We start from the raw sequence: 17,332 nt of genomic DNA on the forward strand, positions 1-17,332 counted from the left end.
CTCAAACTCTTAATGTCGCGCCTGCGGCCTCCGCTTGGCGAATCAGCTTCGCCACCGCAGCATCGACTTCTTCGTCGGTCAGAGTTTTGTGAGTATCTTGCATTAACACCTTGAAAGCAAGGCTCTTTTTCTGTTCCGGCACCCCTTTGCCGCGGTAGACGTCAAAGAGCGCGATCTCGGTCACGGGCCCGGAAGCAGCCTGGCGCAGCACTGCCAGCACCTCATCGGCAGGACGTGTCTCATCGACGATCAGCGCCAGATCGCGCCGGACTGGCTGGAGCCTGGAAACCGGTACCACGACTGTCCTGTCGACCGTGGTCAGCACTGCCACGTCCAATTCGAACACGATCGGGGCGCTGCCAAGCTCGTAGGCCTGAACCCACTTTGGGTGCAATTCCCCCAACACGCCGATCTGCGTGTCATTGAGCAAGACCGCGGCGGCGCGTCCCGGGTGCAGCGCAGGATGCCCGGTGATCGCGACGAAACGGGCTTCGCGCGGGGCAAGCAGCGCCGCAACATCGGCCTTCACATCGTAGAAGTCGACCCGCTCGCGACCGGCCCCCCACTGTTCCGGCTCGCGCGCGCCCCACGCCACGCCGGCCAGACGCTCCGGCTGCTGCTGGGCCGCCTTGCCGTGGAATACGCGCGCCAGTTCGAACAACCGCACCCGTTCCTGTTTGCGGTTCTGATTGTGCTTGAGCGAATGAATCAGCCCGCCGAGCAACGTGGAGCGCATGACACTCATCTGGCTCGCGATCGGATTGAGCAATCGGATCGGCGCATTGTTGCCGGCGAAATCCGCCTCCCAGCGTGCCTCGACGAAGGCATAGCTGACCGCCTCCTGGTAATCGCGCCCGACCAGGATGTGCTTGAGCGCCAGCTTGGGCCGAACCTGGCCCGGCTGTGGCAGCATCGGCGTGCGTGCGAGCGACGTGCCGACCGGGATGCGGTCGTACCCGTGCGCACGGGCGATTTCCTCGATCAGGTCTTCTTCAATCTGGATGTCGAACCGGTAGGAAGGCGGTGTCACATGGATGACTTCGCCAGCGGGTTCGGCCACGAGGCCCAGACGTGTCAGGATCGCCACGATCTCATCAACCGGCAGCGTCAATCCCAGCACCCTGGCCACACGCGCAACGCGCAGCGACACGGCAGGCCGTGCCGGCAGTGGCGCCAGCGCCTCGGTCACCGGACCCGGCTCGCCACCGCAGATGTCCAGGATCAATGCGGTTGCGCGCTCCAGGGCGTCGCGGCAACCGTTGAAGTCCACGCCACGTTCGTAGCGATGGCTCGCATCGGAGGAGAAGCCAAGCCGCCGTGCACGGCCGGCGATCGCTTCTGGCGCAAAATAGGCCGACTCGAGGAACACATCGCGGGTCGTGTCATCCACAGCGCTTGCCAGGCCACCCATGATGCCAGCCAGCGCCACGGGTCCTGTGGCATCGGCAATGACCAGCATGTCTTCCTGCAATGCCAGCGCTTTCTCGTTCAACAGCGTCAGTTGCTCACCGGGCTTGGCAACGCGCACTGTGATCCGACCGTCAAGTTTGCCGTGATCGAACGCATGCAGCGGCTGCCCCAATTCGAGCAGGACATAGTTGGTGACATCGACAATCGGTGAAATCGCGCGCAGGCCCGAACGCTGCAGGCGCTGCCTGAGCCAGTCGGGTGTGCGTGCAGCCGGGTTGACCCCTCGGATCACGCGTCCAGCGTAGCGTGAGCAGGCGCTCTGCGCCTCCAGGACCACTGCGCGCTGTACGTCGACTGCAGGCGCGACGGCATCGACGGGCACGGCATTGACCTGCGATCCGGTCAGCGCCGCCACTTCGCGTGCAATGCCCTTGATGGACAGGCAATCCGCCCGGTTGGGGGTGAGCTTGAGCGTGAACAGCTGGTCATCCAGTTGCAGATAGTCGCGCAGCGGGGTGCCAACCGGTGCACTGGCGGGCAACACCAGGAGGCCGTCGACCCCGTCCGGGATCCCAAGCTCGTCGCCGGAACACAGCATGCCGGATGACTCGACACCCCGCACCTTGGCGCGCTTGATCTTGAAGTCGCCTGGCAATGCGGCACCGATCCGCGCACACGGCACTTTGAGACCGGCAGCGACGTTGGGCGCGCCGCAGACGATCTGCAGCGGCTCGGCTTCGCCGACGTTCACGCTGCAGACATTGAGCCGGTCGGCATCCGGGTGCTTGACCACCGACAGCACCTCGGCCACGAACACATTGTCAAAGGCCGGAGCGGCGGGCTCCTGCTCCTCCACCTCCAGGCCAGCCATGGTCAGCAGGTGCGAAAGTTCATCGGAGGTCAGTGCCGGGTTCACCCAGCTGCGCAGCCATTGTTCGGAGAATTTCATGGGAATATCCGTTCGGGTTCATCGCCAGGGGGCCGCATGGCGGCCGCGTCACGCTTGAGGGCTTATCTGAACTGCCCGAGAAAGGACAGATCGTTCTCGAAGAACAGCCGCAGATCATTGACGCCATAGTGCAGCATGGCAAAGCGGTCGAGCCCGATGCCGAAGGCGAAGCCGGTGTACTTTTCCGGATCGATGTTCACATTGCGCAGCACGTTGGGGTGGACCATGCCGCAACCGCCCACCTCCAGCCAGCCGCGCGCACCCAGTACGTCGATCTCGGCCGACGGCTCGGTGAACGGGAAGAACGAAGGACGGAAGCGCACCTGCAAATCGTCACGCTCGAAGAAGTTGCGCAGGAAGTCGACGATCACGCTCTTCAGATCGGCGAACGACACGCCCTCGTCGACCCACAACCCTTCCATTTGATGGAACATCGGCGAATGGGTGGCATCCGAATCCACGCGATAGACCCGGCCGGGTGCAATGATCTTGATCGGTGGCTGCTGCTCCAGCATGTAGCGCACCTGGATCGGGCTGGTATGCGTGCGCAACACCTCGCCACCTTCCAGATAGAAGGTGTCGGCCATCGCGCGCGCCGGATGGTTGCGCGGGATGTTGAGCGCCTCGAAGTTGTGGAAATCGGTTTCGATCTCGGGACCGTCCGCCACCTCGAAGCCAATCGAACGGAACAGTGCTTCGATACGCTGCTGCACCAGTGTCACCGGATGCAACCCACCGTTCAGACGCCCACGTCCCGGCAAGGTGACATCCAGCGATTCGGCCGCAAGCTGGCGTGCCAGCTTCTCGGCCGCCAGCGCCTCACGCCGCGCCGCGAGCGCGGCTTCGAACGCCTGCTTGGCCTGGTTCACCTTGGCGCCAAAGGTCTTCTTCCCTTCTGGCGACAAGGCCGCCAGTTGCTTGAGCAGCGCGGTGATCGCGCCCTCCTTGCCGGTATAACGCGCCTTGGCGTTTTCCAGCTCGATGGGATCAGTCGTCGCATGCAGTGCGGCGATTCCTTCGTCGAGTATGCTTTGTACGTCGGCAACCATGGTATGCGCCCGGTTTTCTGTCAAAAGCGATGCCTAAGCCTTGCCGCTTAGGAATCGGTTCTGCGTCGATCAGGAACAAAAAAGGGAGGCTAGAGAGCCTCCCCTTTCAAGGACTTGCCGGTCAGGCAGCGAGGCTCGCCTTGGCTTGCTCGACAAACTTGGCAAAAGCCGGCTTGTCGAACACGGCGAGGTCGGCCAGAACTTTGCGGTCCACCTCGATCCCGGCCTTCTTCAGGCCGTTCATGAAGCGGCTGTACGCCAGACCCAGTTCGCGGGCAGCGGCATTGATCCGCGCAATCCACAGCTGACGGAACTGACGCTTTCTTTGACGGCGGTCACGGTAGGCATACTGACCGGCCTTCATCACCGCCTGCTTGGCGATCCGGTATACGTTCTTGCGACGGCCGCGATAGCCCTTGGCCAGCGCCAGGACTTTCTTGTGGCGGGCGCGGGCGGTTACACCACGTTTAACGCGAGGCATGGTTCGTCTCCTTCAGTTACGCGTAGGGCAACATCGCGCGCACGTGGCCCATGTTGGTCGCATCGACCATGGCGGTGCCGCGCAGCTGGCGCTTGTTCTTGGTGGTCTTCTTGGTCAGGATGTGGCGCTTGAAGGCATGGCTGCGCTTGACGCCGCCCCCGCCGAGCACCTTGAAGCGCTTTTTGGCGCTGCTCTTGGTTTTCATCTTGGGCATGTGAGTGCTCCGAATGACGTTAGATCTGGCAGCAGGCGGCCCGTCGGACGGGCACTTGAAGCCTGGCACCACGCTTTTGTGCGACAACCGGCCTTTCGGCCTTGGCGGATGTTGTCGCCAACCCGCTTGATAAACAATCCGACTACTTCTTCTTCGGCGCCAGCATCATGATCATCTGCCGGCCTTCGAGCTTGGGAAACTGCTCGACGACCGCCAGCTCGGTCAGGTCCGACTCGATGCGCTTCAACTGCGCAAGCCCGATCTCCTGGTGGGCCATTTCGCGCCCCCTGAAACGCAAGGTCACCTTGGCCTTGTCGCCCTCTTCCAGGAAGCGGGTCAGGTTGCGCAGCTTCACCTGATAGTCGTTCTCGTCGGTCCCAGGGCGCAGCTTGACTTCCTTGACCTGGATCTGCTTCTGCTTCTGCTTGGCCGCGTGTTCCTTCTTGGACTTTTCGTACTTGTACTTGCCGTAGTCCATGATGCGGCACACGGGGGGCACTGCCGTCGGCGCGATCTCGACCAGATCGACTTCCGCTTCCTCGGCCAGCGTGATGGCCTGCGCCAAGCTCACGATACCGAGTTGTTCACCATCCAGGCCTTGCAGACGAATTTCGCGCGCGGTGATCTCACCATTGATCCGCGGCTCTTTATCCTGAGCAGCTATCGCCATTCTCCAAGTCAGACAAAATAAAAACCGTGCGTTCGGGTGTGACTCAAATCCCCGGGGATTCGGCTGCAATGCGCGCAATCAGCGCCTGTACCGACATTTGCCCGAGGTCTTCGCCACTACGGCTACGCACGGCCACCAAGCCTGCCGCTTTCTCCTTGTCCCCCACCACCAACTGATAGGGAAGGCGCTGCAAGCTATGTTCGCGGATTTTATAGGTTATTTTCTCGTTTCTCAAGTCAGCTTCGGCCCGCAGCCCGGCAGCCTTGAGTGCGGCAGCCACTTCGGCGGTGTATTCGCGCTGCGCCTCGGAGATGTTCATCACCACCACCTGCACGGGCGCCAGCCAGACCGGGAACGCACCGGCGAAGTTTTCGACCAGGATGCCGATGAAGCGCTCCAGCGAGCCCAGCACCGCGCGATGCAGCATGATGGGGCGATGTTTGCTGTTGTCTTCGCCGACGTACTCGGCACCAAGCCGCTCAGGCAGGTTGGGATCGATCTGCAGCGTACCGCATTGCCACAGCCGACCGAGGCTATCCTTGAGCGTGAATTCGATCTTGGGGCCGTAGAAGGCGCCTTCGCCGGGCAGGTAGTCGAACGGCATCTCCTTGGACTGGAGCGCCATCGCCAATGCAGCTTCGGCACGGTCCCAGCTCTCTTCGGTACCGATGCGCTTTTCCGGCCGTGTCGAGAGCTTGACCAGGATTTCGTGGAAGCCAAAGTCGGCGTACACCTCCTTCAACAGATCGATGAAGGCGGCTGCCTCCTGCTGCACCTGCTCCTCGGTACAGAAGATATGCGCGTCATCCTGCACAAAGCCGCGTACCCGCATGATGCCGTGCAACGAGCCCGATGGTTCGTTGCGATGGCAGGAGCCGAATTCGGCGTAGCGCAGCGGCAGATCACGGTACGAGCGCAGCCCCTGGTTGAATACCTGGATGTGCCCCGGGCAATTCATCGGTTTGACCGCGTAGTCGCGCTTTTCCGATTCCGTGGTGAACATGTTGTCGTGGTAGTTGCCCCAGTGCCCGGACTTCTCCCACAGCGAGCGGTCCATCATCATCGGCGTGCGGATCTCCTGGTATCCGTGCCGGTGCAGTTTGCGGCGCATGTACTGCTCGATGGTCTGCCACAGCGTCCAGCCCTTGGGATGCCAGAACACCATGCCAGGCGCCTCGTCCTGCATATGGAAGAGATCAAGGGCGCGGCCGATCTTGCGGTGGTCGCGCTTCTCAGCCTCCTCGAGCCGGTGCAGGTAGGCGTCAAGGTCTTCCTTCCTGGTCCACGCAGTGCCGTAGACACGCGTCAGCATCTCATTGCGGCTGTCGCCACGCCAATAGGCCCCTGCCACCTTCATCAGCTTGAACACCTTGAGCTTGCCGGTCGAGGGTACATGGGGGCCGCGGCACAGGTCGGTGAAGCTGCCTTCGCGATACAGGCTCAGCACCTCGCCCTGCGGGATGCTCTCGATGATCTCGGCCTTGTATGCCTCGCCGATGCCCTTGAAGTAGGCGATCGCCTCGTCCCGCGGCAATTCATAGCGCTCGACCGGAATGTCCTGCCTGGCAAGTTCCGCCATCTTCTTTTCAATGGCGGCCAGGTCCTCCAACGTAAACGGGCGCTCGTAGCTGAAGTCGTAGTAGAACCCGTCCTCGATCACCGGGCCGATGGTGACCTGGGCACCCGGGAACAGCTCCTTGACCGCATAGGCCAACAGGTGGGCGGTGGAGTGGCGGATGATGTCCAGACCTTCAGCATCCCGATCGGTCACGATGGCCAGCTGCGCGTCGCGGTCGATCAGGTGGCTGGTGTCAACCAGCTTGCCATCCACCTTGCCCGCGAGCGCGGCGCGGGCAAGACCCGCGCCAATGCTGGCTGCCACGCCAGCCACGGTCACCGGCGCGTCGAATTGGCGTTGCGAACCATCGGGAAGCGTAATAACGGGCATCGTGGCCACCTGTGTGTGTGAAGTTATGGTTGTCGCCCCACCGGGCAAAAAAAAAGTGCGGCCAAGCCGCACTTTTTCTGAATCGAGCTGGTTGGAACCAGCGCACGGCTACCCGGTTAACAAGATTGGGTAGTGGTGCGAGTTCGGAACATCCCGATTTCCTTTTATTCGTTGGTAGGCACGATTGGACTCGAACCAACGACCCCCACCATGTCAAGGTGGTGCTCTAACCAGCTGAGCTACGTGCCTGTCGAAGGAAGGCGATCATAGCGGCATTGCCGCCTGTCCGCAAGCCCTGCTGCCGAAAAAACCGTGCAACGGATGCATTCCGCCGGCTACGGTGGCAAACCGGATGCCGGCCATACGTTACAGACCCGGCCGGCGCCAAAAATAGCGCCAGACGAAGCCCGGGAATGCCGCCACCGCGAACAGACACAGCGTGACGACATAGAACGGCCATTTCTGCGCATGGATCGGCGAGAAACGCTGCTCCAGGAACAGCGCGAGGGCACCGAGCAGCAGATACAACGCCAGCAGTTCGGCGGCACGCCAGGCAAAACCCTTGTCCGCAGTCGGCCGGACAAAGAAGATCCGCTCGGTCAGAAACGGTAGATTGGCGGCCAACGCCGCCAATCCATAGAGGATGCCCAGTTCCAGCATGATCAGAGCGGCAGCGAGAACACCACGGCATCGGTCAGCGTCGACAGCAGCCAATTGGGCGCCAGACCCAGCCCGAGCAGTGCAAGGCAATTGAGCGACAGTACGACGCGACTGGTGATGCTGCCCGACACGGTAACCTGTCCGGCCGGCTCATCGAAATACATCAGCTTGACCACGCGCAGATAGTAGAACCCACCGATCAGCGACATCAGCACCGCAAACACCGCCAGCCATACCAGGCCCAGATTGACCACGACCTTGAGCACGGCCAGCTTGGCGAAGAAACCGACGAACACCGGCACGCCGGCCATCGAGAACATCACCAGCAGCAGCATGCCGGCAAACCACGGATGGCGCTTGGCAAGGCCCTTGTAGTCATCGAGCTGGTCGGCTTCGAAGCCTTCCCGCGCCAGCAGCATCACCACGCCGAAGCCGGCAGCGGCGGTCAGCATGTAGGTCATCGCGTAGAAGAAGGCCGCGGCATAGCCGACCGGGCTTGCCACCAGCAGGCCCAGCAGCAGAAAGCCCATGTGCGAGATGGTGGAGTAGGCGAACATCCGCTTGATATTGGTCTGCGCGATGGCGGTAAGGTTGCCCAGCGCCAGCGAGAGCACCGCCAGTACGATCAGCATGCCGCGCCAATCCGGGGCGAAGCCTTCCAGCGCCTGCGCAAGCAGCCGGATCATGAAGGCGAACGCCGCAAGCTTGGGTGCCGAGCCGATCAGTTGGGTGATCGGCGTGGGCGAACCCTGGTACACATCCGGCACCCACATATGGAACGGGACGGCACCAAGCTTGAATGCAAGGCCGGTGACGATGAACACCAGGCCGAACACGGCGAGAAGCTCGTTGCCTTCGCGCATCAGGATGCGTTGCCCGATCTCAAGCACGTTGAGGCTGCCGGTGGCGCCATACAGCATCGACATGCCGTAGAGCAGCATGCCGGAGGCCAATGCGCCGAGCACGAAGTACTTCATCGCGGCCTCGGTCGCCTGCACCGAATCGCGGCGCAGCGCCACCAGCGCGTACAGCGACAGCGACAGCAGTTCAAGGCCGACGTACAGCACCAGCAGGTTGATCGCCGAGGCCATCACCATCATGCCCAGCAGCGAGAACAGCGTCAGCGAGTAGAGCTCGCCTTTGAAGATCCCGCGATCCGCCGCGTAGCTGCGTCCATAGATCAGCACCAGGGCGACGCCGATCACCATCCCGATCTTGGAGATCGACGCGATGGCGTCATTGACGAACATGTCGCTGAAGCCATAGAGCGGCGCGGGATGATAACCGCGCCACAGCAGATAGCCGGTGACCGCGAGCGTGGCAAGCGAGAGGGCGTGGGTGAGGCCACGCTTGGCATCGCTGACGAACAGATCGATCAGCAGGATGGCGCAAGTGGCACAGAACAGGAAGATTTCCGGCGTCGCCACCCAGGCGTTGAGACTGGTCCAGGTCATGCTTTCAACCCTTTGATTCTTTCAATCCGTTATTGGGGCAGCTTGGTCTGCGATACATGCCAGATCAGATCGTTGACCGAGAAGTGCATCAGGTCGGTGAACGGCTTCGGGTACAGGCCCATGCCGAGCACGGCGACCGCAAGCACCGTCAGCACCAGGAATTCACGTGGATTCACGTCCGACAGATGCGCCACATGGTCATTGGCCACCTCGCCGAAGATCACCCGCTTGTACATCCACAGCGTATAGGCCGCGCCGAAGATCAGCGTGGTGGCGGCCAGTACCGCGTACCAGAAGTTGACCTGCACTGCGCCGAGCACGACGAAGAATTCGCCGACGAAGCCGCTGGTACCCGGCAGGCCGGCATTGGCCATGGCGAACAGCATGAAGAAGCTGGCGAAGATCGGCATCTTGTTGGCCACGCCGCCGTAGTCGGCGATCTTGCGGCTGTGCACGCGGTCGTACATCACACCGATCGAGAAGAACATCGCGGCCGAGACGAAGCCGTGCGAGATCATCTGCACGATCGCACCTTCCACTGCGAACGGGTTGAGCTGGGTGCCCTGGGCGAACATGAAGAAACCCAGTGTCACGAAGCCCATGTGCGAGATCGACGAATAGGCGACGAGCTTCTTCATATCGGTCTGCACCAGCGCGACGAAGCCGATGTAGACCACGGCCACCAGCGACAGCAGCACGAACACCCACGCATATTCGCGGCTCGCATCCGGCGCGATCGGCAACGCAAAACGCAGGAAACCGTAGGCGCCAAGCTTGAGCGTGATCGCCGCCAGCACCATCGAGCCGCCGGTGGGCGCCTCGACGTGGGCATCGGGCAGCCAGGTGTGCACCGGCCACATCGGCACCTTGACCGCAAAGGCGAAGAAGAAGGCCACCAGCACCAGCGTCTGCGCAGTCATGGTCAGCGGCAGCCGCTGATACTCGGCGATCTCGAAGCTGCCGCCGGACTGGTAGTACAGGTAGATGAAGGCCACCAGCGTCAGCAGCGAGCCGAGGAAGGTGTACAGGAAGAACTTGATCGACGCATACACCCGGCGCGGACCGCCCCAGATGCCGATCACCAGGTACATCGGGATCAGCATCGCCTCGAAGAACACGTAGAACAGGATGGCATCGAGTGCGGCAAAGGCACCATTGATCAGGCCGGACATGATGAGGAAGGCCGCCATGTACTGACCGACCCGCTCCTGGATCACCTGCCAGCCCGCCAGTACCACCATCAGCGTGGTGAAGGCATTCAGGATCACGAACCAGACCGACAGACCATCGACGCCGAGGTGGTAGTTGATGTTGAAGCTGTCGATCCAGGGCCGCATTTCCTCGAACTGCATGCCGGCGTTGTGCACGTCAAAGCCGGTGTACAGCGGAATGGTCACCAGGAACCCGGCCAAGGCACCCGCCAGCGCCAGCCAACGCTGCACGCCTGCGTGCTTGTCCCCGCCTGCGGCGAGCACGATCAGGCCGGCAACAATCGGCACCCAGATCGCATAGCTCAGAAGATGTCCCGTCATAATCTACCTTTGTTCTCTATTTAATCCGAGCATCACCGTGGCAGCGCCACGCCGCCCAGCCACCACGTCAGCAACGCGATCGCGCCAAGGATCATGGCGAAGGCGTAGTGGTAGATGTATCCCGTCTGCAGACGGCGCATCACGTTGGCGAAGAATCCGACCACCCTGGCGGAGCCGTTGACCATCAGTCCGTCGATCAGCAGCGCATCGCCCACCTTCCACAGCACGGTGCCAAGGCCACGGCCCAGGGCCGCAAAACCGTTGATGTACAGGTGATCCATGTAGTACTTCTGCTCAAGCAGCTTCCTTACGCCGATCGCACTGAAGACGCGGTCGAAAAGCTGTGGCAGCGCAGGTTTGAGCATGTAGAACAGGTAGGCGGCGGCGACACCGGCGGCGGCCAGCCAGAACGGCAGCGTGGCAAAGGCATGCGTCCCCATGGCAAGGGCGTCGTGCGCGTGGTGGGCCACGGCCTGCATCGCCTTGTGCGCTCCGCCATCGACGAAGATCACACCGTTGAAGAAGCCGCCCGCCAGCATCGGCGCCATTGCCAGGCCACCGATCAGCACCGACGGGATGGCCAGCAGCACCAGCGGCAGCGTCACCACCCAGGGCGACTCGTGCGGCTTGTCGTTCGGGCCGAGGCCGTGATGGTGGTCATCGCCATGGTCATCGTGGTGGTGATCATGGCCATGCTTGGCCGCCATCCAGCGCTCCTTGCCGTGGAACACCAGGAAATACATCCGGAACGAGTAGAACGCGGTCACGAACACACCGGCCACCACGGCGAAGTAGGCAAAGCCGGCCCCCGGCAACGTCGATGCGCCAACGGCGAGGATGATCGAATCCTTGGAATAGAAACCCGACAGGAACGGCGTGCCGATCAGCGCCAGCGAGCCGATCAGCGAGGTGAGCCAGGTGATGGGCATGTACTTGCGCAGGCCGCCCATGTTGCGGATGTCCTGATCGTGATGCATGCCGATGATCACCGAGCCTGCCGCCAGGAACAGCAGTGCCTTGAAGAAGGCATGGGTCATCAGGTGGAACACGGCGACCGAATAGGCCGACGCGCCCAGTGCCACGGTCATGTAGCCAAGCTGCGACAGCGTGGAATAGGCCACGACGCGCTTGATGTCGTTCTGGATGATGCCAAGCAGCCCCATGAACAGCGCGGTGATGGCGCCGATCACCAGCACGAAGTTGAGTGCGGTGTCCGACAGCTCGAACATCGGCGACATGCGTGCCACCATGAAGATGCCGGCGGTGACCATGGTCGCCGCGTGGATCAGCGCCGAGATCGGGGTCGGGCCTTCCATCGAGTCCGGCAGCCACACGTGCAGCGGGAACTGCGCCGACTTGCCCATCGCGCCGACGAACAGCAGGATGCAGGTCACGGCCATCAACGACCAGGTATGGCCGGTCCACAGCGTGATGGTGGTGTCCTTGAGCTCCGGTGCCCGGGCGAACACCTCGGCATAGTCGAGGCTGCCGAAGTAGGCGAGCACGAGTCCGATGCCCAGGAGGAAGCCGAAATCACCGACGCGGTTGACCAGGAAGGCCTTGAGGTTGGCGAAGGTGGCGGTCGGGCGCTTGAACCAGAAGCCGATCAACAGGTAGGAGACGAGGCCCACCGCTTCCCAGCCGAAGAACAGCTGCACGAAGTTGTTCGCCATCACCAGCATCAGCATCGAGAAGGTGAACAGCGAGATGTAGCTGAAGAAGCGCTGGTAGCCCGGGTCCTCGTGCATGTAGCCAATGGTGTAGATGTGCACCATCAGCGAGACGAAGGTGACCACGCACATCATCATCGCGGTGAGGGTGTCGACCAGGAAGCCGACGTTGAAATCGATGCCGTTGATGCTCAGCCAGGTGTAGATGGTGCCGTTGTACGGTTGCCCGCCCGACAGCAGGTGGTTGAGCACATAGGCGGAAAGCGCGAACGAGACCGCGACGCCACCGATGGTGACGCAGTGCGCGGCGCGCCGGCCGATAGCCCAGCCGAAGAGACCCGCGAGGATGGCACCGAACAAGGGCGCAAGCGGAATCAGCAGGTAGATTGTTTTCATGTCCATTGCGTATACCCGTATGTTTTCCGGTTAGCCCTTGAGGTGATCAAGGTCTCTGACGTTGATCGAGCGCAGGTTACGGAACAGCACGACCAGGATCGCGAGGCCGATGGCCGATTCGGCCGCCGCCACGGTGAGGATGAAGAACACGAAGATCTGGCCGGCCGAGTCGCCCATGAACTGCGAGAACGCGATGAAGTTCATGTTGACCGCGAGCAGCATCAATTCGATCGCCATCAGCAGCACGATCAGGTTCTTGCGGTTCATGAAGATGCCGAACACGGAGATCGCGAACAGGATCGCCGCCAGCACCAGATAGTGGTTGAGTGTCAGCACAAGGGATTCCTTTTATCCGGATCAGGTCTGCTGCTCGCCGTCGGGCTTGGGCGGCTCGAACGACGGCCTGGCTTCGGGCGCCATCTTGACAAGACGCACGCGCTCGTCGCGCCCCACCTTGATCTGGTCGGCCGGGTTCAGGTACTTGGTCTGCTTGCGCTTTCTGAGCGTGAGCGCGATGGCGGCGATCATCCCCACCAGCAACAGCGCCGCGGCCAGCTGGAACGGCAGGAAGTAGGTGGTGTAGATCTGCACACCCAGTTCACGCACATTGCTGTAGCCGGGAGCGGGCTCGGTCAATTGGGCGCCCGGCAGCTGGGCGGCCGGATGCAGCAGGATGGCCACCATCTCCGCGGCCATCAGCACCGCGACCACCGAGGCGACCGGCACGAACTTCCAGAACCCCTTGCGCAGCTCCTCGAAGTTGATGTCGAGCATCATCACCACAAAGAGGAACAGCACCATCACCGCGCCGACGTAGACGACGATCAGCGAGACGGCGAGGAATTCGGCCTGCATCAGCATCCACAGCATGGCGCCGGTGAAGAACGACAATACGAGATAGAGCGCGGCGTGCACCGGGTTCTTGGCGGTGATCACCATCAGGCCGGCAAACAGCAGCACAGCGCTGAACGCATAGAAAAGGACTTCGGTCATGGCGGATTCCTGTGCTTAGCGGTACTTGGCGTCGGCCGCCTTGCGCGCTGCGATCTCGGGTTCATACTTGTCGCCGATGGCCAGCAGCATGGGCTTGGTGTAATAGAGATCGCCGCGCTTCTCGCCGTGGTATTCGAGGATGTGCGTCTCGACGATGGCGTCGACCGGACAGGCTTCCTCGCAGAAGCCGCAGAAGATGCACTTGGTCAGATCGATGTCGTAGCGGGTGGTACGACGGGTGTTGTCGTCTTCGCGCGCTTCCGACTCGATGGTGATCGCCAGTGCCGGACACACCGCCTCGCACAGTTTGCAGGCGATGCAGCGCTCTTCGCCGTTGGCGTAGCGGCGCTGCGCATGCAGGCCGCGAAAGCGCGGGCTGAGCGGTGTCTTCTCTTCCGGGAACTGCACCGTGATCTTGCGCTGGAAGAAGTGGCGCCCGGTGAGCATCAGGCCCTTGACCAGCTCGACGAGCAGGAAGGTCTTGAAGAAATGATTGATTCGTTCCATGGCTCGGATCCTTACTTCCACAGCGACAACGGGGTCTGCATCCAGGCGCCGACGAAGATGATCCACACCAGCGTGACCGGGATGAAGATCTTCCAACCGAGGCGCATCAACTGGTCATAGCGATAGCGCGGGAAGGTGGCGCGGAACCACAGGAAGCAGAACAGCATGAAGGCGACCTTGAGCACCCACCACAGGAAGCTCGGGGCGCCGAGGAAACCCCAGCTCGCCGGGAACGGGCTCAGCCAGCCGCCGAGGAACATCACCGAGGTCAGCGCCGAGATCAGGATCATGTTCGCGTATTCGGCAAGGAAGAACAGCGCGAAGCTCATGCCCGAGTATTCGATCATGTGACCGGCGACGATCTCGGATTCGCCCTCGGTCACATCGAACGGCGCACGGTTGGTTTCGGCCACGCCAGCGATGAAGTAGACAACGAACAGCGGCATCAGCGGGATCAGGTTCCAGCTCAGGATCGAGCCGCCAGCGATGCCCTGCCCCTGCTGGTTCACGATCTCGGTGAGGTTGAGCGAGCCGGACACCATGATCACGCCGATCAGCGCGAAGCCCATCGCCAGCTCATACGAGATCACCTGCGCCGCGGCGCGCATCGCGCCAAGGAAGGCGTACTTGGAGTTCGATGCCCAGCCGGCCAGGATCACGCCGTACACGCCCATCGAGGTGATGGCCATTACGTACAGCAGCCCCACGTTCACATCGGCGAGCACGAAGCCCGGGTAGAACGGCACCACGGCCCAGGCGGCCAGCGCCGGCACCAGCACCCAGACCGGGGCCAGGAAGAACAGGCCCTTGCTCGACGCCGAAGGGGCGATGATCTCCTTGAGCAACAGCTTCACGCCGTCGGCGATCGGCTGCAGCAGCCCGAAGGGTCCGACGCGGTTGGGACCGATCCGGATCTGCATGTAGCCGATCACCTTGCGCTCGGCCAGCGTCAGGTAGGCCACCGCGCCCATCAGCGGCGCGACGATGCAGACGATCTTGAGCAGCGTCCACACCACATAGCCCAACTCGGCGCCCAGATAGCTTTGCAACAGTTCCATCGTGTCGTCGTCCTTATGCCTGGGCCGCGCCGACCGGGCCGATGAAGGCACCCAGTGCGCGCGTGAGCGGGTGGTTGGCCGGTACGCGCAGCACGTCGTCCAGCAGGCCGTCGTCCAGTGCGACATCGAGCGTGGCAACGCCCTCGCCCTGCTTCACCTGGGCCTTGCCGCCCACCGACAGACCGAGCTTCGCGAGCGTCGCAGCATTGGCCTTCAGGCAGCTTGCGACCTGCGCGTCGGTGGTGGCCTGCAGCGCCGGGGCACGACGGGTCAGCATGTCGAGCTGGTAGATCGGCACTTCACCGAGCCGCACGAGGCCGCCTGCAACCTGCGCCTTGACGGGCACCGGCGTGGCCAGCGCGTTGGACAGCCTGGCGGTCAGATCACCGGTCAGCGCCAGATCGCGCACTTCCTCGGAGCTGTTGAAGTTGAAGTTCTCAAGGCCGAGCAGATTGCCGAGCACCCGCAACACCTTCCAGGCCGGCCGGGTCTCGCCAAGCGGACGCACCACGCCGTTGAAGCTCTGTGCCACCCCTTCCATGTTGACGAAGGTGCCGGCGGTCTCGGAGAACGGCGACACCGGCAGGATCACGTCGGCGTGCTCCAGTGCGCAGCTGCCGAAGCTGGAGAGTGCGACGACCATGTCCGCGCCCTGCACCGCGGCCAGCGCCTCGGCACCGTTGGCGGTATCGAATTCGACCTCGGCGTTGAGCAGCACGTAAGCCTTCCTGGGCCGGGCGAACAGATTGCCGGCACCGGTGGCACCGACCAGCTGCGCCCCGACGGCGTTGGCTGCGGTGGCCAGCACGCCCAGCTTGGCGCCGAGCGCGTCGGCGAGTGCAGCGGCGGCAGCGTACAACTCGGCGTAACGGGGATGCTGCTGTGCCAGGTTGCCCAGCACGATGGCGGCCCTTTCCTTGCCCTCGAAGGTCGCGGCGACAGCGCGCGCGGCCTCGGTGACCTCGACACCGGCAAGGTCGATGTGTGCCGGGATGGCGGTGCCGCGGGTCTCGGCCACGGCCTTGAGCACCGCCAGCACCCCTTCGACCAGTTGATCCGGGCGCACCACCAGTTGACCGGCCAACGTGGTCAGCAGATCGTCGGCATGCGGGTTGACCATCAACAGCCGGGCACCCTTCTTCACCGCCTGACGCAGACGCTGCGCCAGCAGCGGCTGCTCCTTGCGCAACGTGGAACCGACCACCAGCACCGCCTCGCTGCCGACGAAGTCGACAACGGACTGCCCCAGCCAGGTCACGCCCTGGGTCTTGAGGCTGAAGTCGGCGGCTCGCAGCCGGGCCTCGACATTCTGGCTGCCCAGACCGGCGAACAGTTGCTTGAGCAGATACAGCTCTTCGACGGTGGCGTGCTCGGTCGCGACCGCGGCGATGCTGTCGGCGCCATGGTTGGCGACGATATCCTTCAAGCCATTGACCACGTATTCGAGCGCGGTCTGCCAATCGGCCTCCTGCCACACGCCGCCCTGCTTGATCAACGGACGGGTGAGACGCTCCTCCGAATTGAGCGCTTCGTAGCTGAAGCGGTCACGGTCGGCGATCCAGCATTCGTTGATCGCTTCGTTTTCCAGCGGCAGCACGCGCTTGACCCGGTGATCCTTGACCTGGACCACGAGGTTGGCACCCAGGCCATCGTGCGGGCTGACCGACTTGCGGCGCGACAATTCCCAGGTACGGGCGCTGTAGCGGAACGGCTTGCTGGTCAGCGCGCCGACCGGGCACAGATCGATCACATTGCCGGAGATTTCCGAATCGACGGTCTTGCCGATGAAGGTCATCACCTCGGTGTGCTCGCCGCGGCCGGGCATGCCCAGCTCCTGGTAGCCGGCGATCTCTTCGGTGAAACGCACGCAGCGGCTGCAATGGATGCAGCGCGTCATGTCGGTGGAGATCAATGGGCCCAGGTTCTTGTTGGGCACCACCCGCTTTTCTTCTTCGTAGCGGGACGAGGATTGGCCATAGCCGACCGCGAGATCCTGCAACTGGCATTCGCCACCCTGGTCACAGATCGGGCAGTCGAGCGGATGGTTGATCAGCAGGAACTCCATCACCCCCTTCTGCGCCTTCACCGCCATGTCGGAGTGGGTGTAGACCTTCATCCCGTCGGTGACGGGCGTGGCACAGGCCGGCAGTGGCTTGGGGGCCTTTTCCACCTGCACGAGGCACATGCGGCAGTTGGCCGCGATCGACAGTTTCTTGTGGTAGCAGAAATGCGGGATGTGCACGCCGACCGAATTGGCCGCGTCCATCACCGTGCTGCCGCCCGGCACTGTCAGTTTCTTACCGTCGATTTCGATTTCGAGCATATCGATTCGATCCCAATT

The 17,332-nt window shown here is 62.6% G+C and carries 15 protein-coding genes and 1 tRNA gene; all 16 read right to left on the reverse strand.

Annotated features, from left to right (window positions below):
* Nucleotide 1: 1 nt before the first annotated feature.
* Entirely contained in the window at nucleotides 2–2,359 is a 2,358-nt protein-coding gene (gene pheT, locus N8I74_RS15905) for a phenylalanine--tRNA ligase subunit beta (RefSeq protein ID WP_263124096.1), read from the reverse strand.
* A gap of 62 nt (nucleotides 2,360–2,421) precedes the next feature.
* On the reverse strand, nucleotides 2,422–3,408 hold the full coding sequence (pheS, locus tag N8I74_RS15910; protein ID WP_263124097.1) for a phenylalanine--tRNA ligase subunit alpha: 987 nt from the start codon (nucleotides 3,406–3,408) through the stop codon (nucleotides 2,422–2,424).
* A 121-nt stretch (nucleotides 3,409–3,529) separates the two neighbouring features.
* The gene (gene rplT, locus N8I74_RS15915; RefSeq protein WP_263124099.1) at nucleotides 3,530–3,889 is read right to left on the reverse strand and encodes a 50S ribosomal protein L20; all 360 of its coding nucleotides are present in this window, start codon (nucleotides 3,887–3,889) and stop codon (nucleotides 3,530–3,532) included.
* Nucleotides 3,890–3,905: 16 nt separating this feature from the next.
* Nucleotides 3,906–4,103, reverse strand: coding sequence for a 50S ribosomal protein L35 (rpmI, locus tag N8I74_RS15920; RefSeq protein WP_263124100.1), 198 nt, complete (start codon nucleotides 4,101–4,103; stop codon nucleotides 3,906–3,908).
* 142 nt (nucleotides 4,104–4,245) lie between these two features.
* Complete coding sequence (gene infC, locus N8I74_RS15925; protein WP_263124101.1) at nucleotides 4,246–4,773, reverse strand: translation initiation factor IF-3; 528 nt, start codon at nucleotides 4,771–4,773, stop codon at nucleotides 4,246–4,248.
* 43 nt (nucleotides 4,774–4,816) lie between these two features.
* Nucleotides 4,817–6,721: a threonine--tRNA ligase gene (gene thrS / locus N8I74_RS15930; protein ID WP_263124102.1), complete on the reverse strand. Its 1,905-nt coding sequence runs from the start codon at nucleotides 6,719–6,721 to the stop codon at nucleotides 4,817–4,819.
* A 172-nt stretch (nucleotides 6,722–6,893) separates the two neighbouring features.
* Nucleotides 6,894–6,970 (reverse strand) — tRNA-Val (locus tag N8I74_RS15935).
* A gap of 117 nt (nucleotides 6,971–7,087) precedes the next feature.
* Complete coding sequence (locus N8I74_RS15940; protein WP_263124103.1) at nucleotides 7,088–7,381, reverse strand: DUF2818 family protein; 294 nt, start codon at nucleotides 7,379–7,381, stop codon at nucleotides 7,088–7,090.
* Between the two features lie 2 nt (nucleotides 7,382–7,383).
* Complete coding sequence (gene nuoN / locus N8I74_RS15945; RefSeq protein ID WP_263124104.1) at nucleotides 7,384–8,835, reverse strand: NADH-quinone oxidoreductase subunit NuoN; 1,452 nt, start codon at nucleotides 8,833–8,835, stop codon at nucleotides 7,384–7,386.
* A gap of 29 nt (nucleotides 8,836–8,864) precedes the next feature.
* The gene (locus N8I74_RS15950) at nucleotides 8,865–10,367 is read right to left on the reverse strand and encodes an NADH-quinone oxidoreductase subunit M (protein WP_263124105.1); all 1,503 of its coding nucleotides are present in this window, start codon (nucleotides 10,365–10,367) and stop codon (nucleotides 8,865–8,867) included.
* A 32-nt stretch (nucleotides 10,368–10,399) separates the two neighbouring features.
* Nucleotides 10,400–12,439 (reverse strand): NADH-quinone oxidoreductase subunit L, encoded by a 2,040-nt coding sequence (gene nuoL / locus N8I74_RS15955; RefSeq protein WP_263124107.1) that lies wholly within the window; start codon nucleotides 12,437–12,439, stop codon nucleotides 10,400–10,402.
* A gap of 24 nt (nucleotides 12,440–12,463) precedes the next feature.
* Nucleotides 12,464–12,769 (reverse strand): NADH-quinone oxidoreductase subunit NuoK, encoded by a 306-nt coding sequence (gene nuoK, locus N8I74_RS15960; protein ID WP_263124108.1) that lies wholly within the window; start codon nucleotides 12,767–12,769, stop codon nucleotides 12,464–12,466.
* 21 nt (nucleotides 12,770–12,790) lie between these two features.
* Complete coding sequence (locus N8I74_RS15965) at nucleotides 12,791–13,426, reverse strand: NADH-quinone oxidoreductase subunit J (RefSeq protein WP_263124109.1); 636 nt, start codon at nucleotides 13,424–13,426, stop codon at nucleotides 12,791–12,793.
* A gap of 15 nt (nucleotides 13,427–13,441) precedes the next feature.
* Nucleotides 13,442–13,933 carry an NADH-quinone oxidoreductase subunit NuoI gene (gene nuoI, locus N8I74_RS15970; protein ID WP_263124110.1) on the reverse strand — a complete coding sequence of 164 codons (492 nt, stop codon included), beginning with the start codon at nucleotides 13,931–13,933 and terminating at the stop codon, nucleotides 13,442–13,444.
* Between the two features lie 11 nt (nucleotides 13,934–13,944).
* The gene (gene nuoH, locus N8I74_RS15975; RefSeq protein WP_263124111.1) at nucleotides 13,945–14,991 is read right to left on the reverse strand and encodes an NADH-quinone oxidoreductase subunit NuoH; all 1,047 of its coding nucleotides are present in this window, start codon (nucleotides 14,989–14,991) and stop codon (nucleotides 13,945–13,947) included.
* A 13-nt stretch (nucleotides 14,992–15,004) separates the two neighbouring features.
* Nucleotides 15,005–17,314 carry an NADH-quinone oxidoreductase subunit NuoG gene (gene nuoG, locus N8I74_RS15980; RefSeq protein ID WP_263124112.1) on the reverse strand — a complete coding sequence of 770 codons (2,310 nt, stop codon included), beginning with the start codon at nucleotides 17,312–17,314 and terminating at the stop codon, nucleotides 15,005–15,007.
* Nucleotides 17,315–17,332: the final 18 nt, after the last annotated feature.

Origin of the sequence: Chitiniphilus purpureus (assembly GCF_025642115.1) — a bacterium.
Lineage (GTDB): Bacteria > Pseudomonadota > Gammaproteobacteria > Burkholderiales > Chitinibacteraceae > Chitiniphilus > Chitiniphilus purpureus.